The sequence below is a fragment of the Acetobacterium wieringae genome (assembly GCF_026646375.1).
Classification (GTDB): domain Bacteria; phylum Bacillota; class Clostridia; order Eubacteriales; family Eubacteriaceae; genus Acetobacterium; species Acetobacterium wieringae_A.
Genome location: NZ_JAIPPU010000002.1, coordinates 95,692 through 118,953, shown reverse-complemented (window position 1 = coordinate 118,953; position 23,262 = coordinate 95,692). Strand labels below are relative to the sequence as shown.

General features: G+C 41.8%; 27 protein-coding genes. All 27 read left to right on the top strand.

Annotated elements, in window-relative coordinates:
• Position 1 precedes the first annotated feature (1 nt).
• The 27 genes from Q7P33_RS02235 to trpS all read left to right on the top strand — a co-directional run bounded on the left by Q7P33_RS02235 (position 2) and on the right by trpS (position 23,114).
• Positions 2-376, top strand: a complete 375-nt coding sequence (locus Q7P33_RS02235) for a glycerol dehydratase reactivase beta/small subunit family protein (RefSeq protein WP_303867081.1) — start codon at positions 2-4, stop codon at positions 374-376.
• A 12-nt stretch (positions 377-388) separates the two neighbouring features.
• Positions 389-763, top strand: a complete 375-nt coding sequence (locus Q7P33_RS02230) for a BMC domain-containing protein (RefSeq protein ID WP_303867078.1) — start codon at positions 389-391, stop codon at positions 761-763.
• A 58-nt stretch (positions 764-821) separates the two neighbouring features.
• Positions 822-1,475 carry a phosphate propanoyltransferase gene (gene pduL, locus Q7P33_RS02225; protein ID WP_303867076.1) on the top strand — a complete coding sequence of 218 codons (654 nt, stop codon included), beginning with the start codon at positions 822-824 and terminating at the stop codon, positions 1,473-1,475.
• A 4-nt stretch (positions 1,476-1,479) separates the two neighbouring features.
• Positions 1,480-2,304, top strand: a complete 825-nt coding sequence (gene eutJ / locus Q7P33_RS02220) for an ethanolamine utilization protein EutJ (protein WP_303867393.1) — start codon at positions 1,480-1,482, stop codon at positions 2,302-2,304.
• A gap of 24 nt (positions 2,305-2,328) precedes the next feature.
• A complete protein-coding gene (locus tag Q7P33_RS02215; RefSeq protein ID WP_303867074.1) occupies positions 2,329-3,168 on the top strand; it encodes a flavoprotein in 840 nt (279 codons plus the stop codon).
• 16 nt (positions 3,169-3,184) lie between these two features.
• Positions 3,185-3,463, top strand: coding sequence for a EutN/CcmL family microcompartment protein (locus tag Q7P33_RS02210; protein WP_014356937.1), 279 nt, complete (start codon positions 3,185-3,187; stop codon positions 3,461-3,463).
• A 9-nt stretch (positions 3,464-3,472) separates the two neighbouring features.
• Entirely contained in the window at positions 3,473-4,486 is a 1,014-nt protein-coding gene (locus Q7P33_RS02205; RefSeq protein ID WP_303867066.1) for a cob(I)yrinic acid a,c-diamide adenosyltransferase, read from the top strand.
• 29 nt (positions 4,487-4,515) lie between these two features.
• A complete protein-coding gene (locus Q7P33_RS02200) occupies positions 4,516-4,926 on the top strand; it encodes a heme-binding protein (RefSeq protein ID WP_303867064.1) in 411 nt (136 codons plus the stop codon).
• Between the two features lie 36 nt (positions 4,927-4,962).
• Positions 4,963-6,372 carry an aldehyde dehydrogenase family protein gene (locus Q7P33_RS02195; protein WP_303867061.1) on the top strand — a complete coding sequence of 470 codons (1,410 nt, stop codon included), beginning with the start codon at positions 4,963-4,965 and terminating at the stop codon, positions 6,370-6,372.
• A gap of 14 nt (positions 6,373-6,386) precedes the next feature.
• A complete protein-coding gene (locus Q7P33_RS02190; protein ID WP_303867058.1) occupies positions 6,387-7,712 on the top strand; it encodes a 4Fe-4S dicluster domain-containing protein in 1,326 nt (441 codons plus the stop codon).
• Between the two features lie 23 nt (positions 7,713-7,735).
• Positions 7,736-8,692 (top strand): hypothetical protein, encoded by a 957-nt coding sequence (locus Q7P33_RS02185; protein ID WP_303867056.1) that lies wholly within the window; start codon positions 7,736-7,738, stop codon positions 8,690-8,692.
• A 58-nt stretch (positions 8,693-8,750) separates the two neighbouring features.
• Positions 8,751-9,299 carry a BMC domain-containing protein gene (locus tag Q7P33_RS02180; protein WP_070371842.1) on the top strand — a complete coding sequence of 183 codons (549 nt, stop codon included), beginning with the start codon at positions 8,751-8,753 and terminating at the stop codon, positions 9,297-9,299.
• A 141-nt stretch (positions 9,300-9,440) separates the two neighbouring features.
• Positions 9,441-10,817: a hypothetical protein gene (locus Q7P33_RS02175; RefSeq protein ID WP_303867053.1), complete on the top strand. Its 1,377-nt coding sequence runs from the start codon at positions 9,441-9,443 to the stop codon at positions 10,815-10,817.
• Between the two features lie 155 nt (positions 10,818-10,972).
• Positions 10,973-12,721, top strand: coding sequence for a DNA polymerase III subunit gamma/tau (gene dnaX, locus Q7P33_RS02170; protein ID WP_303867050.1), 1,749 nt, complete (start codon positions 10,973-10,975; stop codon positions 12,719-12,721).
• Between the two features lie 87 nt (positions 12,722-12,808).
• Positions 12,809-13,153 (top strand): YbaB/EbfC family nucleoid-associated protein, encoded by a 345-nt coding sequence (locus tag Q7P33_RS02165; protein WP_070371845.1) that lies wholly within the window; start codon positions 12,809-12,811, stop codon positions 13,151-13,153.
• Between the two features lie 6 nt (positions 13,154-13,159).
• Entirely contained in the window at positions 13,160-13,759 is a 600-nt protein-coding gene (recR, locus tag Q7P33_RS02160; RefSeq protein WP_303867048.1) for a recombination mediator RecR, read from the top strand.
• Positions 13,760-13,786: 27 nt separating this feature from the next.
• Complete coding sequence (gene ptsP, locus Q7P33_RS02155) at positions 13,787-15,520, top strand: phosphoenolpyruvate--protein phosphotransferase (RefSeq protein ID WP_303867045.1); 1,734 nt, start codon at positions 13,787-13,789, stop codon at positions 15,518-15,520.
• Positions 15,521-15,543: 23 nt separating this feature from the next.
• Entirely contained in the window at positions 15,544-15,807 is a 264-nt protein-coding gene (locus Q7P33_RS02150) for an HPr family phosphocarrier protein (protein ID WP_070371848.1), read from the top strand.
• A gap of 96 nt (positions 15,808-15,903) precedes the next feature.
• Positions 15,904-16,281 (top strand): YtxH domain-containing protein, encoded by a 378-nt coding sequence (locus tag Q7P33_RS02145; RefSeq protein ID WP_303867038.1) that lies wholly within the window; start codon positions 15,904-15,906, stop codon positions 16,279-16,281.
• Positions 16,282-16,297: 16 nt separating this feature from the next.
• A complete protein-coding gene (locus Q7P33_RS02140) occupies positions 16,298-16,654 on the top strand; it encodes a DUF948 domain-containing protein (protein WP_303867034.1) in 357 nt (118 codons plus the stop codon).
• Positions 16,655-16,743: 89 nt separating this feature from the next.
• Entirely contained in the window at positions 16,744-17,064 is a 321-nt protein-coding gene (locus Q7P33_RS02135) for an STAS domain-containing protein (RefSeq protein ID WP_303867031.1), read from the top strand.
• A 22-nt stretch (positions 17,065-17,086) separates the two neighbouring features.
• Positions 17,087-17,500 (top strand): ATP-binding protein, encoded by a 414-nt coding sequence (locus Q7P33_RS02130; RefSeq protein WP_303867028.1) that lies wholly within the window; start codon positions 17,087-17,089, stop codon positions 17,498-17,500.
• Positions 17,490-18,242: a SigB/SigF/SigG family RNA polymerase sigma factor gene (locus tag Q7P33_RS02125; RefSeq protein ID WP_148637435.1), complete on the top strand. Its 753-nt coding sequence runs from the start codon at positions 17,490-17,492 to the stop codon at positions 18,240-18,242. Before Q7P33_RS02130 ends, Q7P33_RS02125 begins: the two co-directional genes overlap by 11 nt.
• A gap of 100 nt (positions 18,243-18,342) precedes the next feature.
• A complete protein-coding gene (gene fusA, locus Q7P33_RS02120) occupies positions 18,343-20,424 on the top strand; it encodes an elongation factor G (protein ID WP_303867027.1) in 2,082 nt (693 codons plus the stop codon).
• Between the two features lie 185 nt (positions 20,425-20,609).
• A complete protein-coding gene (locus Q7P33_RS02115) occupies positions 20,610-21,203 on the top strand; it encodes a xanthine phosphoribosyltransferase (RefSeq protein WP_303867025.1) in 594 nt (197 codons plus the stop codon).
• A gap of 4 nt (positions 21,204-21,207) precedes the next feature.
• A complete protein-coding gene (locus Q7P33_RS02110) occupies positions 21,208-22,020 on the top strand; it encodes a glutamate racemase (protein WP_303867023.1) in 813 nt (270 codons plus the stop codon).
• A gap of 83 nt (positions 22,021-22,103) precedes the next feature.
• Positions 22,104-23,114: a tryptophan--tRNA ligase gene (trpS, locus tag Q7P33_RS02105; protein WP_303867021.1), complete on the top strand. Its 1,011-nt coding sequence runs from the start codon at positions 22,104-22,106 to the stop codon at positions 23,112-23,114.
• Positions 23,115-23,262 lie beyond the last annotated feature (148 nt).

The following is a 23,262-nucleotide window of genomic DNA, read 5'->3' as shown; positions in this document are numbered from 1 at the left end:
GATGCGGATGGATTTTGATGCTCCAAAACCAGAAATAAAAATTGTCCATGGAAAAAATATAATGTTTCAAAAAGTCGTTGATGAAGTATTACACGGAATTGAAGAAGAAGGGGTACCATTTTCCATCGAAGAATTGGAAGATGCCAATCCGGTTGAGCTTGCTTTTCGGGGTGCGGAACTATCGCATCTTGGAGTAGGAATTGGAATTACTGAAAATGAAGTAGTTCTTCATTATATTAAATTAAAAGAGGATCAGCCAATTTTCAGAATTCCAGCTTACAGTAACGAGGCAACATTACGGGCGATTGGAAGCAATGCTGCCCGACTGGTAAAAAAAATGCCTTTTAAAAATCTGGATAATACGGAACTGTCGTAAGGAGGGGTTGATTTGAATAGAGGAGAGGCCATTGGCCTAATAGAAGCTATTGGGTTGGCCACAGCGGTTGAAGCTGCCGATGCGGCAGTCAAGTCAGCAAATGTAAGACTGATTGGCTATGAAGCGTGTAAGGGTGACGGCATGTCAACCATTAAGGTGGCTGGTGACATTGGAGCTGTTAAGGCAGCAGTTGATGCGGCTACAGCTGCTTGTGCTAAAGGTCGTGGCGTTTGGGCAACCAAAGTGATTGCTAGACCCAGCGAAGGAATTGAAAAGCTAATTTATAACAGTGAAACTGTGGGTTATAATCCACCAGTAGAACCAAAAGCTGACGTTGTCACTATAGAAGAAAATGAAGAAACAGCAGAAATAGACTCAGAGGAATAATTGCTGAGTCGGCTGATGGATTCAGACAGAAATGATCTTTTGAAGAAAAGGTGCTAGCATGAACGAAAATGAAAAACAAGTAATTGAGCAAATCGTAATTAACACAGTAAAAAAACTGATTGCTGAAAAAGATAGTCCGAATCGTGTGGTATTGGGAATCTCCAATAAACACATTCATCTTTCGAAAAAAGACATAGAAACACTTTTCGGAGAAGGTTATGAACTGACAAACATGAAAGACTTAAAACAACCTGGACAATATGCGGCCAAAGAATCAGTTAAAGTGATTGGGCCTAAGGGATGTTTTGATAAGGTTCGAATTTTAGGACCAGCCCGTCCTGAAAGTCAGATTGAGATTTCACTGACAGATGCCAGAACACTGGGAATCAAAGCCCCAGTTTGCGAATCAGGACAGCTGGAAGGAACGCCGGGGATTACCCTCGAGGGTCCATGCGGAACAGTTACCCTCACTCATGGCGTGATTGTTGCCCTACGGCATATTCATATGCCTCCTGATATTGCAGAGAAGTTAGGCATTAAAGATAAAGACTGGGTGAGTGTTGAAACATGTGGTGTTAGAAAAACAATTTTCTGCAATGTACTCGCTCGAGTGTCCGATAAATTTGACTATGAAATGCATTTGGATACCGATGAAGCGAATGCGGCAGGACTTAACAACGATGATTATCTTAAAATAATCCCGAATAGGTGAAATGATGGATTGGAAATCTGGTAATGACGCAATATTGGAATTTGCAGAATTAATCCGAGAAAAAAAAGCTAATGCTTACACGGGTGAGCTAAAAGTCGGCGTGGATCTCGGGACTGCGAATATTGTCATCGCAGTGGTTGATGAAAATAATCGTCCCATTGCTGGAGCGACTCAAGGCGCGTCAGTTGTTCGCGACGGAATTGTCGTTGACTATCTCGGTGCGAGTCAAATTGTACGAAAACTCAAAGGTGAGGTTGAAGGTATCCTGGGTGTCGATTTGACATATGCCAAGGCTGCCACAGCCATTCCTCCTGGTATCCTGGCAGGGAATACGAAGATTATTTCCAATGTGGTTGACTCAGCCGACTTTGTGGTAACAAATGTGGTTGATGAACCAACAGCGGCGGCAACGGTGCTTGGCATCCAAAATGGTGCGGTCGTTGACGTTGGGGGTGGAACCACTGGAATTAGTATTCTCAAAGATGGTGAAGTTATTTTCACAGCCGATGAAGCGACCGGAGGGACACATATGAGTCTGGTACTGGCAGGTTTTCATCACATTAGCTTTGAAGAAGCAGAAGAACTTAAAAAGAACGAATCACAGAAAAAAATCTTCCCGATTATTAAGCCCGTGGTACAGAAGATGGCATCCATCGTCAATCGCTTTGTGATCGGGTACGATGTTGACGTTATTTATGTGGTTGGTGGAGCGTGTGTCTTTAATGATTTTGAAAAGATATTTGAAGATGAAACAGGCATCAAAACCATTAAACCGGTAGAACCATTATTGGTAACACCTTTAGGGATCGCCTTTAATTGTCAAAGGTAAGAAATGTGGTGATAGAATTTGGACATGGAGAAAATACTCGAAAATGGATTATTGGATACACTTATTCAAAAAATCGTTGACGAGGTTGTCAGGCGAATAAAAAATCAACCTAAAAAAGCAGTTGTTTTCTTTACAGGAGCTACGATTGGTTTTAAGGATTCGATGGATTCATTGTTGAAATTACAAAAAGATGGTTGGCAATTAAAAGTTGTTCTTTCTGATGATGGCATGAAGGTGTTAGATCCTGATGCCATCCAAAAAGAGTTAAATCTTGATGTAATTTACCACAGTGGTAACATCAAAAGCCAAAAAGAGCTGTATGGATCGGCAGATATGTTTGTGATTGCTACCATGAGTGTGAATACGGCTGCCAAACTGGCGGTTGGAATAACCGATACAGTGCTTTTATCGCTCATTAATCATGGATTTATGGCTGGAACGCCAGTGGTTGCAGCAGTTAATGCCTGTAATCCGGATGATCCTCAAAGAGCATCACTGGGAATGGGTAAATCATCCCCTAAATATCGGGAGATGTTAAATAATAACATTGAAACACTGCGAGATTTTGGGATGAAGTTAGTATGTGGCAAAGACGTATATGCTACTTGTGTTGGTGGAACTCCCACAGAAACAAATGATTTAATCGTTACAAAGACAGCTGTCCCAGTTAAAAACGAAACGGCGGTAATTCAGGTCTCAGCTAGTAATACCAATGAGTGTCTGATTAACAAAAACGTTATCTCACGGGTTGATATTTTGAAGGCCCAGGGATCAAATGTGATTAAGATACCATCAGCATCAATTTTGACAGGGTATGCAGCGGAAGCCGCCAAGGAATTTGGGCTTCAGATTATCAGGGTTTAATAAGGGTGGTGAATATATGCAGTTAGCAAAAGTAGTTGGAAACGTCGTATCAACCCAGAAAGATCCTAATCTTGTGGGATGTAAATTATTGATCATAAAAAAAATTGATGAGTATGGGGAATTTGAAAAATATTCAAGTTCGTCGACAGCAATAGCCGTTGACTCGGTGGGTGCAGGTATTGGAGAAACGGTGATCGTAACGTCGGGGAGTAATGCCCGTTATGTTTACGGTGACAAAATGGCTCCATTAGATATGACCATTGTCGGCATTGTTGATGAAATTCAGATTGTTTAGTGGGGTGATATGATGCCAAATGTATATACCCGAGGAGGGGACAAAGGGGAAACAGGTCTTTTTGGATCCAGTCGCACCCCGAAGGATAATATCCGTGTCGATGCATATGGAACCATGGACGAAGCAAATTCGGCCATTGGTTTAGCATATTCACTTTGTGATGATCAAGAGATCAAAGAAATACTGCACTATTTGCAGAAACGTATTTTTGTTTTAGGAGCAGAACTTGCCAGCGATGAAAAAGGAAAAGCCATGCTGGCGGACAAGATTACTCAGGCAGATGTAGATTACATGGAATGCACGATGGAACAATATTTAGCAATTATTGGACCTCAAAAGGCATTTATTATTCCCGGTGCTAGTCCCGCATCAGCAGCTTTGCATGTTGCTCGCACCGTTGTCAGACGCGGTGAGCGATTGATTGTAAAATACAATCGCGAGAATGAAGAAAGTCGTCCAGAATTGGTCAAATTCGTCAATCGACTCTCGGATACCCTTTTTGTGCTGGCGCGGACAGTTGAGTTTAATGGTGTTGTAAAAGAAATAGTCGAGCGGGTTAAAGTAAAATTGAATCTACTGGAAACTGCGCAAGCAGAAAGTATCAATGAAGAAGCGTGTGAAAAAGAATATAGTCTACTGACACTAGCCAAGAAAATGGCGGCTGCGGCCAGAGTTAAAGCTGAAGAAATCAATGTACCCATTGTCTTTTCTGTGGTCGATTCCGGTGGAAATTTAGCCTACTTTGAACGGATGGAAGATGCGTTGATGGTCAGCATTGATATTTCAGTGAATAAGGCCTATACTGCAAATGCATTGAAAATGTCCACTGATAAAGTTGCCAGCGTTGTTAAAGAGAATGGTTCACTCTATGGCCTTCAATGGACTAATAATGGTCGGATGGTCGTCTTTGGCGGGGGATATCCTTTAAAAGTTAATGGCGAAGTTATAGGTGGAATTGGCGTTAGCGGCGGAAGTGTTGATGAAGATATGATTATTGCAAAGAGTGCGTTAGCTGTGTTATAAAAAAAACTAATTAATCAGGAGGAAGAAAAATGACGACTACTGGAAAATTATTAGATATGGCTAAAAAAATGGCAGAAGCGGCGGCAGCAAAAGCAATCGAAATCGATGTACCAATGGTTATTGTAATTTGTGATGCCAGTGGTAATACCGTATTATTTAACCGGATGGAAGATTCTTTATTGGCCAGTATGGACATTGCAACAAATAAGGCTTACACTGCAGTTGCGCTCAAAATGGGAACCGATCAAGCTGCTGACCTTGCCAAAGAATCGGGACAACTTTTTGGAATCGCAAGTTGTGATAAGGGAAGAATGGTTGTGTTCGGCGGTGGATTCCCGATTTTTGAAGGGGATAAAATCATCGGTGGTATCGGAGTAAGTGGCGGCAGTGTTGCAGAAGACATGACTGTTGCTCAAGCTGGACTAGACGCTATAAAATAAGACAAAAAAATTAACACGATCCAGGAGGTACCTCGTATGAATATAGATACTACAGGTATAGAATATATTGTAAAAAAAGTAATGGCAGAAATCGATTGTGCAGTTGAAGGCGGAAAACCACTTAAAGATGGTGAACTTGGGATCTTTAATGATATGGAGAACGCCATTGATGCTGCTTATGAGGCTCAAAAATCATTCATGAGACAGTCGATGGCCTTTAGAAGCAAATTAATTGCAGCGATGCGAGCAGAAATGCTCAAAAAAGAAAATATGGAAATGATTTGTCAGATGGCAGTTGAAGAAACTGGTATGGGAAATTATGAACATAAACTTTTAAAACATGAATTAGCAACTGTAAAAACACCCGGAGTGGAAGATCTTGTTGCCGATGCCTTCACTGGCGATGACGGGTTAACCTTAATTGAACAGTCTCCGTTTGGCGTGATTGGCTCGGTTTCACCTTCGACTAATCCCAGTGAAACAGTTATCTGTAATTCAATTGGTATGTTAGCAGCAGGAAACACAGTCGTATTTGCACCCCATCCCAGCGCCAAAAAAACCAGTGCATTAACAGTTAAATTGTTAAATAAAGCAATTTTAGAGGTTGGTGGTCCTGAAAACCTGATCGTTACAACAGCTGAGCCGACCATTGACAGTGCCAATACCATGTTTGCCAGTCCCAAAATTACAATGCTTTGTGCTACCGGTGGACCAGGTGTAGTTAAGACTGTATTACAGAGCGGGAAAAAAGCGATTGGAGCTGGTGCTGGAAATCCTCCTGCGCTGGTTGATGAAACCGCTGATATCGAAAAAGCCGGGAAAGATATTATTGATGGCTGTTGCTTTGATAATAACTTGCCATGTATTGCGGAAAAAGAAGTTGTTGTCGTCGAACAAGTTGCTGACTACCTGATCTTCAACATGAAGAAAAATGGCGCATATGAACTCAAAGATGCCAAGAAAATTGCCGAATTGGAAGAGTTGGTTATTCCTGGTGGTCGTCTGAGTCGTGACTATGTGGGACGAAGCGCCAAAGTAATTCTTAAAGGTATCGGAATTGACGTTGACGACTCCATCCGGGTAATCATTATGGAAACCAGCAAAGATCATATCTTTGCTGTTGAAGAATTAATGATGCCAATCCTTCCAATTGTTCGCGTAAAAGATATTAAAGAAGGAATTGATGTCGCTGTTGCTTTGGAACATGGCAATCGACATACCGCGATTATGCATTCAACAAATATCAATAACTTAACTGAAATGGCAAAAAGAGTGCAAACCACTATTTTTGTTAAAAATGGCCCTTCATATGCTGGTATTGGAGTTGGTGGCGAAGGGTATACAACCTTTACCATTGCTGGTCCGACCGGTGAAGGCCTAACATCTGCTAAGACATTTACTCGTAAAAGAAGATGTGTATTAGTAGGAGGATTTACGATTAAATAATAGAGGTGTTGTTCATGAGCGCAAATTTAGTAGAATTGGTACAAAACGCCGGCATTGTTGGTGCAGGCGGGGCAGGGTTTCCAACCCAGGTCAAATTAAATTGCAAAGTTGATACTGTTGTTGTCAATGGAGCAGAATGCGAACCACTATTGCGCGTCGATCAACAACTGATGGCACTGGAGGCTGTTAAAATGTTAACGGCACTCCAGGCTGTTATGGATCACACACAAGCAAAGGAAGGCATTATTGGCCTCAAGAAGAAATATACACCTGCTATTGAAGCATTAAACAAAGAACTGCCAGCATTTCCCCAAATTAGAATGCACTTGTTAAAAAATTTCTATCCAGCTGGAGATGAACAGGTTCTTGTTTATGAAACAACGGGACGGATTGTGCCTGAAGCCGGAATTCCGTTAAATGTTAATACATTAGTTATAAATGTGGAGACACTTTTGAACATTTATGATATAATGGTAGACAATAAACCGGTTACAGATACATATTTAACAATAACAGGTGAGGTTAAGAATAAGCTCACAACAAAGGTACCACTTGGTATTACTGTTCGTGAAGCTTTGGAATTAGCCGGTGGAACAACCATCGAGGATTTTGTCGTGATTAACGGCGGACCGATGATGGGCAAAATCGTCGATTTAGAGTCAACGATTACAAAAACAACGAAAGGACTCATTGTTTTAGCAAAAGATCATCCATTGATAATTTCTAAGACAAAGTCCATCAAGGAAACTATGAAAATGGCAGGGATGGCTTGTATGCAATGTAACTATTGTACCGAGCTGTGTCCGCGATACTCTTTGGGCCATAACCTGGAACCCCATAAGTTAATGCGGATCGCTGCCTATGGTTCAACTTGTGACACGTCCACTCAAGCTACAAACGCTTTTCTATGCTGTGAATGTGGCTTATGTCAATATGCATGTGTAATGGACTTACAACCTTGGAAGTTCAATACCATGCTAAAGCGAGAACTGGGAAGCAAGGGGATCAAAAATCCTCATCACAATGCACCAACATCAGCTGTGCCCTTCAGAGAAGGCAAACAGTTTAACGTCTACCGTTTGGTATCACGATTGGGACTGACGAAGTATGATCTTCCGGCTCCGATGGTTGAAACGGATAAGACGTTTACTAAAGTCAACCTATTATTGTCACAACATATAGGTGCTCCTGCAGTAGCAGTTGTAAACGTTGGTGATCATGTGGAGCGAGGACAACTTATCGGGGATATTCCTGAGGGTAAACTAAGCTCAAAAGTTTTTGCTAGTATTAGCGGTAGGATTTCAGCCGCGGATAGTGAAAAAATCACTATCGAGTCCTAAATCATATTTTAAGGGGGATAATTATGGACTTTACAATGTTAATCGCTGCATTTGGCGGTGGCGTCTTAGCCACATTTATGGGCGGGATCACAGCCTTTGTTTTCACCGGTTTAACCGTTTTGGCGGCAATCATGGGTGGAGATTTTGGGGCACCTGCAATTGGTATTATTAGTTTTGGTTCCTGGTTTGGTCCACATGTAGCCTTCGCTGGTGCTGTAGCTGGTGCTGCGTTTGCAATGACAAGAAATCATATTGAAAATGGTCAAGATATCGTAACACCACTGGTAAAATTTGGTGATCCGATGGTATTGATCGTTGGTGGTATCTTTGGTATGGTTGGCTTCCTGATCCAATACATTGTTGGACCACTGGTTGGACCAATTATCTTTAGTGGTATTCTGGGCGAAGGTGCCGCCGGTTGGACTGATACGGTTGCTTTCACCGTAATGCTGTCTGGTATTATTGTACGTTTAGTATTTGGTAAAACTGGTGTTACAGGAAAAACACCAGCTGGTGAAAAACGCGAATGGGTTACCACTGGAAGCCGTTTAGGATTTGTTCTTACTTACGGGGCAAGTATTGGTATTTTAATTGGTGGCGTTGCTGCTACATTAGGTACATTGGGCTTAGTTGGTGGAAGCCAAGAAGCTGCGTACTTATTCTCAATGACTCCAGTTATTGGATTCTCTGTTGCTGCTATTTCGCTGATTCTGATTATGTGTGGACATTATTTTGAAGGATGGCATCATATTGTTTTACCTTCAGGTTCTACCGCAGTAATCGTATTCTCAGCTACACTTAATCCTTTTGCTGCAATTATTGGAGCAGCAATTACAGGTATGTTCACAGCTTTTGTTGGTGAATGGGCTGCAAAAACTTTCAATAGCCATTGCGATACCCATATCGACCCTCCTGCTGTAACGATCTTCATTACGCAAACAATCAACTTTGTTATTTTAGGCGGATTAATTTTCGTTTAAACCGAATGAACGCAATCTGGTAAAATAAAACATTCACAGTATAGAAAGAAGTGGTATTTTGAAAAAAGCAGTTGGTTTTATGGAATTTAAGAGCATTCCAGTTGGTATAGAATCCACTGATGAAATGCTGAAATCCGCAAATGTTGAGCTGCTGATGGCATCACCCTTATGTCCTGGAAAATACGTCAGTATTATTGCGGGAGATGTCGGTGCTGTCGAAGCGTCAATAAAGAATGGGGCACATGTGGGTGGTATCCATATGTTAGAATCTCACGTTATACCGAATATTCACCCTGATGTTCTGCCAGCAATGTTAGGCGCTGGGGAAATTGGTGATGTGAAATCGCTGGGTATTGTTGAAACGATTAATGCAATTTCTTCAATTTTAATCGGAGATATTTGTGCGAAAGCATCAAACGTAGAACTCCTTGAAATTCGAATTGCAAGAGGCTTGGGTGGTAAAGGCTTTGTATTAATCACTGGCGAAATTTCTTCTGTTAAAATGGCCATTCAGACGGCCCAGACGGAAATGGCAGAATCGAATCTCATTACGAGCTATTCGGTAATATCATCTCCACATAAGGATATCGCTAAAATTCTATTTTAACTGAAGATTAATATTTAAATGTATAAAAAACAAATGGCTTCGGTCATTTGTTTTTTATACATCAAAATTCTATTTTTTATAAGTGTACCAAGGCCATTTATAAAAAATAGAAGGAAAATTACGCATTAAAAGGAGATCGTCATGGCTCGTAAAAGTAAACCTAAATCACAATTAACAAAGGACACAGCTATTCAAAGTGGTTCGGATCTATCGAATTCAAGTGAAGTGGGGAATGAAGAAGTGGGAAAATTGGACGATTTTATAAAAAAGGTTAGCAGAGTGATCACGGGCAAAGAGGAGAATGCCGAGGATTCGAGTGATAACAGTCCCAAGAAATCGGAAACACCAAAAACTGAGGCACAGGTAGAACTGGAAAAAGAGTCACAGTTAAAAGCAATAGCAGAGGCGGAGGAAAAAGCTAAAGCGGAGGCGAAAGCCAAAGCGGAGGCAAAGGCCGAAGCAGAGGCAAAAGCTAAAGCGGAAGCAGAGGCGAAAGTCAAGGCAGAAGCGAAAGCTAAAGCGGAAGCAGAGGTGAAAGCCAAAGCGGAGGCAGAGGCGAAAGCCAAGGCAGAGGCAGAGGCGAAAGCCAAAGCGGAGGCAGAGGCGAAAGCCAAAGCGGAGGCAGAGGCGAAAGCCAAGGCAGAAGCGAAAGCGAAAGCGGAAGCAGAGGCGAAAGCCAAGGCAGAGGAAAAAGCTAAAGCGGAAGCGAAAGCCAAGGCAGAGGCAAAAGCTAAGGCGGAAGCAGAGGCGAAAGCCAAGGCAGAAGCGAAAGCTAAAGCGGAAGCGAAAGCTAAAGCGGAAGCAGAGGCCAAAGCCAAGGCAGAGGCAAAAGCTAAAGCGGAAGCTGAGGCGAAAGCCAAGGAAGCGGCGAAAGCAAAAGCGGAGGCAGAGGCGAAAGCCAAGGCGGAGGCAAAAGCTAAAGCGGAAGCAGAGGAAAAAGCGAAAGCTGCGTCTAAAGCTAAGGCGGAGGCAAAAGCCAAGGCAGAGGCGGAGGCGAAAGAACTTGCTCAAAAAGCAGCAGAAGCAAAAGCAGCGGCAGAGAAGAAGGCGAAAGCAGTGGCAGAAAAATCCAAAGCATTAATCGAAAAAGTTCATCATAAAGTTCAGGAAGAAGCAGCCGCAGTAAAAAAAGCTGCGATTGAGAAACAAGCGTTGGAAGAAGCAAAAAAGCAGGAAGAAGCAAAAAAACAAGCAGAGATTGAAGCCAAAAAAGAAGCTGAGGCCAAGGCAAAATTAAAGGCCGAGCAGGAAGAAGCACAAAAAATTGAGCGAGCTCGTCAAAAAGAAGCCGAAGAAAAGGAAAAAAACAAAATCGAACTGGAGGATCGGTTACGTAAAGAAATCAGGAATAAAGCAAAAGAACTGCATGAATTAACTGAAAGTGCGATTGAACGTGCAATTACAAAAGAGAAAAAAGTTCGCGCTGAAATAGCCGAAAAAAGACAAAAAGCTCAAGCTGAAAAAGAACAGGCAAAAAAGACCAAAAAAGAAAAAGACCTGCCGTTTCATCTTTTATAAAAGTTTAGGAAGTTCCTTTTGATAGTTCAAAAGGAACTTCTTTTTTGATCAATGAGTGTTATAGTGCATGCATGCATTTGACTATACAATTAATCACGATTGTAATATAATAAAGAAGAATAAATTAAAATTAAGTACAGGAAAATGAGGGAACAATGTCATACTTAGCACTCTATCGGAAATATCGGCCACAAACTTTCGATGAGGTTGTGGGACAGGATAGTATTACGAAAATTCTTCGAAATCAAATTAAGTTTAACCGAGTTGGACACGCTTACCTTTTCTCAGGAATTAGAGGAACCGGAAAAACATCGTTGGCAAAGATATTTGCAAAAGCGATCAATTGTCCCAATGGAATCGATGGAAACCCATGCAATCACTGCGATGTTTGTTTGAAAATCGATCGTCCGGGAGTAATGGATATCATCGAAATCGATGGTGCTTCCAATCGCGGTGTTGATGAAATACGCGAAATTCGTGAGCGCATAAAATATCCGCCGACTGTTGGCAAGTACAAAGTATACATTATCGATGAAGTGCACATGCTCACAAAAGAGGCTTTTAATGCGTTATTAAAGACGTTAGAAGAACCACCGGAACACGCCGTATTTATTTTGGCCACAACGGAACCAAATAAGTGTCCAGTGACAATTTTATCCCGTTGTCAACGCTATGAAATCCGTCCGATTCCAAAAGCGTTAATTATCGAACAAATGAAAAAAATTTGTCAGGATATTCAGGTGACCATGTCCGACGAGAGCTTTGATTTTATTGCAACCCGGGGTGAGAACTCAATGCGTGATTCCCTCAGTTTACTGGATCAGATTATTGATCTCAAGGATGAAGCTGGCCATGTCACGGTTGAAGACCTACTGGCGTTTACAGGTATGGCGGAAAAACAGGCTATTGGTGATCTGGTAAAACGGATCCTTGCTCATGACAGCGCAAGTGTCTTGGGTAATTTACGGAACCTGATTGATAACGGTAAAGATTCAATTCTGTTAATGGATCAGATCATCGAATTTCTACGGGGAGTGCTAATTACAAAAACAGCAAAAGACACGGCTAAAGAAATACTACTTTGCAGCGCTGATGACTTTATTGTTTACGAGCAATTAGGAAAAGAATTGACGCTTGATCGGTTATATCGAATGATCAGTCTTTTAATAGAAGAAAAAAACAAGCTAAAATACAGCAATCTACAAGCAATTATTGTTGAAATGGCTTTGTTAAAGATATGCCTGGGCGATCAACTGACAGCAATAATTCCGGCGGTCGAAACAGTTCACCAAAACAATGAAAAAAAACCGTTATCGCAAAGTAGATCTCAGGATAGGTTGGAGAAAACAAGCCGGATGTCAGAAATTCAGGCAGCGTCACTAAAACGTCCAGCTGAATATGGAAAAGTAAAAATTGATATAAACGAGTCGGCGGCAGATGTTTATTCGATATCGTCAAAGATAGCTGAAACAGCTGAAATCGCAGACGAGGAGCCAGAAGGTGAACCAGACAAGGCTCAGGTTCAAGTAAAATCGGATGTTGAAATACAAAGAGGAAGCAGCCGTCACGATGGGATGCTATTCTTTAAAATACTTTGTGAAGAAATCGGAAAAACGAACTCAGGTCAAGCTATGTTTTTAAAGCGCGGTGAACCAACGTTGGAGGATGACGAGCATCTTTCGATTGTTTATTCACTTGAAAACAGGAACTTTTACCAGTTTGTCAATAAACCAGAGTTAATTAAAGGTTTTGAAATAGCTCTTTTGCAAAAGTTGGGCAAGGAAATTTCGATCACAATTAAACTGGAAGACGAGAATTTCAATGAACTTGACCTGGTCGAAAAAACCTTGAGAATCGTTAATGATCAGGCAGTAAAAATAATCAACGTCGATGACGAACTGTAAAATTAGGGTAAAAAGATAGTGATAATCATAGACCATTAGTGTTATAATAATGAAGTTATTAAGAATAGGAAATCACAGGAGGATAGAATGGCAAAAAGAAAATTGCCGGTCGGAATGGGCGGCGGAAACATGAATAACATGATGAAACAAGTGCAGAAAATGCAACAAGATATGGCTAAACTTCAAGCCGAACTGGAAGAACGTGAAGTAGAAGCTACCGCAGGCGGTGGTGCTGTTAAAGTGGTTGCAACAGGGAAAAAAACGATTCTGTCAATTAAGATCGATCCGGAAGTGATTGATGAAGATGATATTGAAATGCTGGAAGACCTGGTAGTTGCTGCGGTCAATGAGGCCATCGTCAAAGCAGAAGACATGGTCAATGCTGAAATGGGTAAAATTACCGGTGGAATGAATATTCCAGGTTTAATGTAGTATTCGATGGGTTATTATCCAAAAACCCTTGAGCGGTTGGTTCTGGAGTTGGGTAAACTGCCGGGGATCGGAGAAAAATCAGCACAACGGTTAGCGTTTCATATTCTCAGCCTCTCAGATGAAGAGATCTCGAGTTTATCTGAAGCACTAACGTCTGCTAAAGCAAAAATTGGACTATGTCATAAGTGTTATACCATCACTGATAAAGAAATCTGCGATATTTGTGAGAATCCGAAGCGGGATCAACAAACCATCTGCGTTGTACAAAACAGCCGGGATATTTTTGCAATTGAAAAAACCCGGGAGTATAATGGGCTGTACCATGTTCTGCATGGCGCCATCTCACCGCTGGACGGGATTGGACCGCAGGACATCAAAGCCAGAGAACTATTACTGCGTCTTGGAGAAAATGACATTAAAGAAGTTATCATGGCAACAAATGCTACCGTAGAAGGGGAGGCCACAGCCATGTATTTAGGGAATCTGATCAGTCCCCTTGGTGTAAAAGTCACCAGGTTGGCAAAGGGTATTCCCATCGGTGCGGATCTTGAATATACAGATGAAATCACATTAATTAAAGCCTTTGAAGGAAGAAGTGAGATATAAATCTCTAATAATTAAAGGAGAATTAAGATGTTTGTTAAAGAAGGAATCATTGCATCACCAGGTATTGTCATTGCGAAGGCACTTGTTTACGAAAAAGTCATAGTTGAAGTAAATAAAAATAAAGTAGAAGACCCAGACAAAGAAATCGAAAAGTTTCAAAATGCGATAAAGAATAGTCATGAGCAGTTGGAAACAATCCGGATAAAAGCAATTAGTGAGCTCGGTGAAGAAGAAGGTGCGATCTTTGAAGCCCATGCCATGGTTTTGGATGATCCGGAATTTGTTGAAGGTGTAGAAGCAGAAATAAATGAAAACCATCTCAGTGCCGACAATGCGGTTAAAATGGTAACCGATCGCTTTTATGAAATCTTTGATCAAATGGATGATCCCTATTTCAGTGCCCGGGCAGCTGATATAAAAGACGTCGGAACACGAGTGCTCCAGAATATTCTGGGAATTGTCCAGGCAGATTTATCGCAACTGGATGAAGACGTGATTATTATTGCCGATGATTTGACGCCATCAGATACGGCACAAATGGATAAAAAGCGGGTGAAAGGTTTTGCCACCAATATCGGCAGTCGAACATCGCATACCGCCATTATGGCCCGTAGTCTGGAAATTCCAGCCGTTCTTGGTTTGTGTGATATTACTGAGACTGTTAAAACCGGAGACTTAATGGTTGTTGATGGTTTGACTGGCAGGGTTTGCGTTAATCCCGGCAGTGAAGAGTTAGAATTCTACGAAAAAGAAAAACAAAAATATCTGGATTATCTAAAAGAGTTAGAAGAATTAAAAGATTTAGATGCAATTACGTTGGATGGCAGAAAGGTCGAGCTGGTTGGAAATATCGGCGAACCCAATGACGTGGCAGGAGTTTTGAAGAACGGAGGAGTCGGTGTTGGGCTTTACCGGACCGAATTTCTGTACATGAACAGCGATGTGATGCCTGGCGAAGAAAAACAGTTTGCGGCTTACCGGTCAGTATTAGAAGCGTTTCCTGATGGGCCGGTAATTATCCGAACGCTGGATATCGGTGGGGATAAAAAACTGCCCTATTTGCCGATGGATGACGAGCTAAATCCTTTTCTGGGTTTACGGGCGATTCGTTTGTGTTTTAAAGAGGTCGGCTTGTTTAAAATCCAGCTCAGGGCAATCCTACGGGCCAGCGTATATGGTCATGCGCATATTATGTTTCCGATGATCTCCTCGATTACCGAAGTGAGGCAAGCAAAAGCCATCCTGCAAGATTGTATGAAAGAACTGGATGATGAGCAGGTTGCTTATGACAAGGACGTAAAAGTCGGAGTTATGATTGAAATTCCGTCGGCAGCGATCGCCGCCGACATTATTTCAAAAGAAGTTGATTTCTTCAGTATTGGCACAAACGATCTCTGTCAATATACTCTGGCGGTAGACAGAATGAATCAGGAAGTCTCATACCTATATGACCCGTTTAATCCAGCTATATTGCGTCTGATTCAATTGGTAACGGCTACGTCGGACAAAAAAGATCAGTTCTTTACCGGGATGTGCGGTGAAATGGCCGGTGATCCTCTGGCGGCAGTCCTGCTATTGGGTCTGGGTCTTGATGAATTCAGTATGAGTGCGTTATCAATTCCCCAGATTAAGAAGATTATTCGTAGTGTTCGCTATGAGGATGCAAAGGCCATCGCCGCTACTGCGCTTAATATGGAGACCGGTGAGGAAATAATGGACTTTGTACAGGAATCAATGAAAAAATTAAATCTATATATTTAAAAACAATCATTAGGAGGATTACAATGATAAAAAAAGAAGTAACAGTTTTAAATGCAACAGGTTTGCATGCCCGCCCTGCGTCAATGTTTGTACAAACAGCCGGGAAGTTTAAATCAAAAATATTTGTGATCAAAGAAGGAAATTCAATTAATGCCAAGAGCATTATGGGCATTATGGCTGGCGGGATTTCTCAGGGAACAACCATTGAGATTCAGGCCGAAGGAGATGATGAAACTGAAGCAGTGGATGCACTGGTGCAATTAATTAATGATAAGTTTGGCGAATAGTTTCTTTGAAATAAAAAAATTGAGAAATAACTGTTAATTAAGGAGATTATGAGGTAAAATGAGATAAATATCACAATGAATAATGGAGGAATTAAAATGAGCAGTAACAAATTATATTTTGTTGGCGGGCTTTTTCTGGGAACCATCATCGGCGGGACATTGGGTGTGTTGCTGGCACCGTCGTCAGGCGATGAAACTCGAAAGAAATTGATTGAAGGCACTGAAGGTGCGCTGGGTAATGCCTATGATCAAGCCGTGGAATATGGTGAAAATCTCAAAGAACAATTCCAGGATATGCAAGAACAATTTACTGAACGGGTAAATGAATATAAGAATCAGATCGAAAGCAAAATTCAGGAAATTCAAGACGAAGTTGAACAGGATATTGCTGATCTGAATGAGGAATTGGAAGCCCTTGAAAAAGAAGAAGCGGAGTCAAGTGAAGAGGCTGAAGTTGCAGCTAAAGAAGAGTAGAGGTTGGAAGTTATAAATGATAACGCTAAATTTTAGCTTGTGGGAACTGGCTCTTTTACTAGTGGGCGTTGCCTTTGTATTCGGAACCGTTTATTTAATTAAGCTGTTTAAAAGTCTGGCAGCAACCTTCGACACAACCACGAAGCTTTTGGAAGAAAACCGTCTGGCTCTTCACAGTATTATTGAAAATACTGACGACATTACGAAATCGACAGCACAGATTGTGGATAAGTCAAATCTGATGGTAGACGAGGTTGAAATGGCGTTTAATACCATTAAACAGGATGTGATTGAACCCGTGGTTAAGGCCGCATCGATCTTGAAGAGAGGCTTGGGAGTTTTTCAAACCAGAAATAGAAAAGATAAGGTATAGGCCGTGGATTACAGCCCTAGGCCCAATGACGGTGATTACCTCATTGGGCCTTGTTTTGAATTACAGATTAATTGTGAAATGGAGATTATATGAGCAGTAATAACATAATTGAAATGGAAAAAACAAGTATGGTTAGTATTAAAGGCGAAATCGACATTTATTCTATTGAAAAATTCAGGGAAATAATTGAAGAAAGAATAAAAACACAGGCCCCGGAAATTATTTTAGACTGTTCAGAGTTATCGTATATGGATAGCACCGGCATGGGGGTTCTCATTGAATTGCGAAATAAAACAAAAGAAATGGGACAAAAAATTATTATGATGAATCCGCGTCCCAACATCAAAAAATTGTTGTCACTCACAGGCGTTGATAAGATCATTGAAATCGTAGACAACCCTGTAAACTAGCAAATTGAGAAGGGGAAGAAGAATGGATAGTATAAAACTGACATTACCGACCAAACCTGAGTATGTCAGCCTGGCTCGGCTAACAATTGCGTCAGTGGCAAATAATATGGGATTTTCAATTGGCGATGTGGAAGATCTGAAAGTTGCTGTATCCGAGGCGTGTACAAATGCCTTGAACCATAGCAAGAATAGCGATACAACCTATGATTTGACCTATGTTGTTGAGAACAATAAACTCGTTTTTACGGTAACCGACCGAGGTGTTGGTTTTGAGCCAGAAACAGTGGCCAAACCGGATCTTAATGGCCAACAATTAGGGGGGTTTGGTTTATTTATCATCAAATCACTAATGGATAGGGTGGAAATAGTTAGTGAGAGAGGATCTGGAACCTCAATTACCATGATCAAGAACCTATCGATGACCCATGAAATATGAAAGAAAAATCAGTAAGGAAGATGTCAAAAAGCTATTTGCCGAGTACGAAGAAACACGGGATCGGGAGCTAAGAGATCTGATTATCGAAAATTATCTTTATATTCCCAAGATTCTGTCCCGGAAATATGGGCATAAGAACGGCGATAATGAAGATATTTTTCAGGTCGCCTGTCTGGGTTTGATGTATGCGGTAGAACGCTTTGACGTCAGTCGCGGCTATGAGTTTGATACCTTTGCCACACCAACGATTATTGGCGAAATAAAGCGCTATTACCGGGATCGGGAATGGCTGATCCGGATACCCCGGAAGGTTCAGGATCTCAATCGGGAGATAAACCAAACACGAACGACCCTGGAACATAAGCTGATGCGGTCGCCAACTATCTCTGAAATTGCCGTATATCTGGAGATATCAGAAGAGAGTATCATAAAAGCGATGGAGAGTAGCAATGCGTACTATCCGAAATCGTTATCAATGGAATACGAAAGCAATCAGGATGGACAGGAAGTCAGTCTGATGGATTTATTGGGAAACCTGGATAACAATATGGAAAATGTCGAAAATATCGATCTTTTAAAGCAAAAAATTCAATCGCTTAATCCGGTTGAACGGATTATTGTGGAACAACGATTTTTTCGGGGTAAAACCCAAAAAGAAGTGGCAGAGTTTATTAACAAATCCCAGATGACAGTTTCGCGAATTGAAAAAAAAGTTATGAAAAAAATAAAAGAAGATCTATAAATAAATCTTTTTGTGGATTATTTTTTAGAAATAATATAAAATAGCTTTATACAAAAAAAACCAATTAAATCATTGGCAAAATAAGCGAGGGGGAAACAGCATGAAAACGTATCCAACAAAGAACATCCGTAACATTCTTATACTAGGTCACGGTGGGAGCGGAAAAACAACCTTGACTGAAGCATTGGCATTTAATGCAGGTGCCGTTGATCGTATGGGAAAAATTGACGAGGGAAATACCCTATCGGACTTTGATCCAGAAGAAAAAAGACGAAAGTTTTCTATTTCATCATCTATTATTCCTTTAGAATTTGGTGGACATAAGATCAATCTTATTGATGTGCCAGGTTATTTTGATTTTATTGGGGATGCCTATGCGGCACTTCGAGTAGCCGATGCCGTTGTTATCGTCGTTGATGCACTGTCGGGTGTTCAGGTCGGAACTGAAAAAGCTATCGAACTTTTGGAAAAAACAAATATTCCAGCATTTATTGTTGTTAATAAAATGGATCGTGAAAATGCCACCTTTGCCAAGGTAATGGACGAATTAAAAGAAACCTTTGGCAATAAGGTTGTGCCTTTTGAATTACCAATGGGTGAGGGTGAGGCGATGAATGGGGTTGTCAACATCGTTGATCTGACTGGCAGCCAGAGAAAAGACAATCGCTGTTTTGATGTGCCCATCACAGACGAGATGAAAGCAGAACTGGAACCCTATCGGGATATGATCATGGAGTCGGTGGCCCAGACGAGTGAAAGTCTGATGGAGAAATATTTTGAAGGGGAAGAACTGACCCGGAATGAAATTCACACCGGGATTCGTCAGGGGATCGATAATGGCGAAATAATTCCGGTATTGTGTACTTCCGCAGTTTTGAATATTGGGGTGGAAACCCTGGAAAACATGATTATCGAATACCTACCGTCGCCCGGCAAGGGGAAATTCGAAATTGGAAAAGACCCCCGGGACAAAAAAGAAATCGAGCGCAAATGTAGCAATAATGAACCATTTTCGGCACTGGTGTTTAAAACGATTGCTGACCCCTATGTTGGTAAGTTATCAATATTCAAAGTGATGTCAGGGGTTTTGGATCATTCCGTTGAAGTATATAATGCAACCCAGGAAGTTAAAGAAAAAGCTAATCATATTTACGTATTAAGAGGAAATAAACAGATCGAGGTCGAAAAGCTGGAAGCTGGAGATATCGGAGCGTTTTCCAAGTTAAATGATACCGTTACCGGGGATACCTTAACCAGCCTCAAGTCGCCCATCGTGTACGATAAAATAGAATTACCCAAGCCGATTATATCGATGGCGATTGAACCAAAAACAAAAGCAGATATCGATAAATTAGCTACCGGCCTACACCGTCTGGTAGAAGAAGATCCAACCATGACAGTGAGTCGAAACAAGGAAACCAAGCAAACATTGGTCTCCGGTTTGGGAGAAATGCATCTGGAAATTATTTCTCAAAAACTGAAACAAAAGTTCGGCGTCGATGTCAATTTGGTTGATATGAAGGTGCCATATCGGGAAACCATTAAGAAGAAAGCAACTGCCGAAGGAAAACATAAAAAACAATCCGGTGGAAGCGGCCAGTTTGGTCATGTCTGGATTGATTTTGAACCCGGCGATGATCCCAATGCACCATTTCAATTTGTTGATAAGGTAGTTGGAGGGGCGGTTCCTCGTAACTTTATCCCGGCCGTGGAAAAGGGTTTGGAAACGTGTATGATTGAAGGTGTTCTGGCTGGCTATCCGGTAACCGGTGTCAAAGCTACGCTATATGATGGCTCCTATCATGCTGTGGACTCCGATGAAATGTCCTTTAAAATGGCGGCCACCTTGGCTTACCGCAAAGGAATGAAGGATGCTGCACCGGTTCTTCTGGAACCGATTTATCACATCGATATTACCGTCCCGGAAGAGTATATGGGTGATATCATGGGTGATTTAAACAAAAAACGTGGGCGTATCATGGGAATGGAATCAGCAGCAGGGGGACGACAGCGGATTTTAGCAGAAGCACCGCTGGCGGAAATGTTCAAGTATGCCACTGAATTACGTTCTATGACGCAAGCCAGAGGCGAGTTTTCAATGGAATTCGTTCGTTATGAAGAAGCCCCAATGATTATTGCTGAAAAAGTTATCGCTGCGGCACAAAAGGAAAAAGAACAATAGATTTGAGTTTACATGAAGCGGGAAGAAATTCCCGCTTTTCTTTGCGTGAAGGCAACGAGCCAATCACAAGCTTGCTTGTAGTTGGCGACTGCCCGCGAACCACGATGAAGCGAAGCGGAATCGTGGTTGTTTAAATCAACAAGAGTATGTTATAATAATTCGATTAGGTTACGAAGGAGCAGTCAATGGAATTATTAGAAGAAAAAATCAGACAAGAAGGTCGTGTCAAAGGCCAGGGAATCCTTAAGGTGGATTCTTTTTTAAATCATCAGTTGGATGTGAAATTATTTGAAGAAATGGGAAAGGCTTTTGCCAAACGCTTTGCCGGAGAGGGAGTCAATAAAATCCTGACAATTGAGACATCAGGAATTGCCATTGCAACCAGTACAGCCAGGTATTTTGACTATTGTCCGGTGGTTTTTGGAAAAAAATATGTGTCGCTTAATTTAGACGAGGAAATTTATTCCAGTGATGTCTATTCCTATACCAAACAGCAGGCGTATAAAATTATGGTTTCAAAAAAATATCTTAACCCGTCAGATCGTATTTTAATTATCGATGATTTTCTGGCCAATGGCAAAGCTGTCGAAGCCTTAATCGATTTAATCAATCAGGCCGGGGCCACCCTGGTTGGCGTGGGGATCGCTATCGAAAAAGGGTTTCAGGATGGCGGGTCGTTAATTCGTGAGCAGGGTGTCGAATTGGAATCTCTGGCAATCATCGATGATATGAGTGAGGAAAAAGGGATCATATTCCGTGATCAATCAAGAAAGAAGTGAAACGATGGACAACAATGGACCCATTGGCGTCATCGATTCGGGCATCGGTGGTTTTACCGTCCTGAAAGCACTTCAAGACCGACTACCCAATGAGAATTATCTCTACTTTGGCGATTCAATGCGAATGCCCTATGGTGAGCGTGAAAATGACGAACTGATCATGCTGGCAAATACCATCATCCGTGATCTTGAAAATAGAGGGGTAAAAGCGGTGGTATTAGCCTGCAACACTCTTTCTTCGCTGATTGTTGAACTGAGTGCACGGGTGCCGCTGTTTAGTGTCATTGAAGCCGGAGTTCAGGAAACGCTCAACTGGCGGGATCGGGGCCTGGTTGGTCTGATCGCCACTACGGCTACCGTTAAAAATCGGGGCTACGAAAAGGAACTGGAACTATGGACCCGGGAGGTCGAGTATATTGCGCAGGGAACTCATACCCTGGCCAAAGTCATTAATGATGGTCAGGGTGATTTGAAAATCCTGAAAAACAATATTCGAGAAGCCGTTGAACCGATTTTACTTAAAGGTATCAAGCAAGGCATCATTATCGAAGAACTGTTACTGGGGTGTACGCACTTTCCGATTGTGGCAGTTACCATCAGACAAATGTACCCGGAGCTTGAGCTGATCAACCCGGCCAATGGCTTGGTTCGCCAGTTGAATAAGCATCTGACCGAGTTTAACTATTTTAATACTCAGGAGGAAGTTGGCGGTACCCAAATTCTCACGACAGCCGATTATGATATTTTCGAGCGAATGATCAAAGAATTGGAACTTGATTGTGATTCGCTGGAACTAACAGAATTGGAATTACCGTAAACCTGCTCAGTACAGAAATTTAATAAGATCATGGCAGTTGGTCGTAAACCAAGAATGAACTGCCAGTAAAATAAGGAGTAACTATGACAACAGAAGCACCAGTAAAAAAAATAGTATACAGCGGCATCCAACCATCGGGAACCTTTACCATTGGCAATTATTTTGGCGCCATGAAAAACTGGGTAACGATGCAGGAGGACTATCGCAGCCTTTTCTGTGTGGTCGATCTGCATGCTATCACCATGCCCCAGAACCCGGCCGATTTGTGCCGACGGACGTATGAATCGATTGCGTTGTTGTTAGCCCTGGGGATTGACCCGGAAAAATCGATCCTTTATGTTCAATCAATGGTACCAGAGCACTCGGAACTGGCCTGGATTCTAAATTGTTCAACCTATATGGGCGAACTGAGCCGAATGACGCAGTTTAAAGATAAATCTCAAAAGCAGGGAGAAAACATCCGGGTTGGTCTGTTTGACTATCCGGTGCTGATGGCTGCAGATATTTTGCTTTATCAAACCGATCTGGTGCCGGTGGGCAACGACCAGCGCCAGCATGTTGAACTGGCCCGGGACATCGCCATTCGTTTCAATCAGAATTTTGGTAATGTTTTTAAGGTGCCGGAAGCGTATTTTGGTGAGTCTGGTGCTCGGATCATGAGTCTTCAGGAACCCAATCGAAAAATGTCTAAATCGGATGAAAATACCAACGCCTTTATCTCGTTGTTGGATGACTCTAAAACGATTGTCAAGAAGTTTAAGCGGGCCGTTACGGATTCAGATATGGCCGTTTACCATAACCGTGAAGAAAAACCCGGCGTTTCCAATTTAATGGAAATTTATTCCTGTGCCACCGGAAAAAGTCTGGAAGAAATCACCCGGGAATTTGAGGGCAAGGGCTATGGAGATTTCAAACTGGCCGTTGGCGAAACGGTTGCCGATACCCTGTTGCCGGTTCAAAACGAGTATCACCGGCTTCTCGGAGAAAAGGCATATCTGGAACAGATTATGCATGTTCATGCTGAAAAGGCTTCCCAGATAGCCTGGAGAACTTTGTCAAAGGTGCGTAAAAAAGTCGGTTTTGTGACCGTATAATAAGAGTTTGCCGGCTTTAGAGTTTTCGTACTGACCAATAACCGAAGGGTCAGACCCTTGTTAATCTGTTGAATGCGCACCATGCGAAATCCGCTTTGCTCCTTTCGCATTGGTCGCGGGCAGTCGCCAATTATAAGTTTGTTTGTGA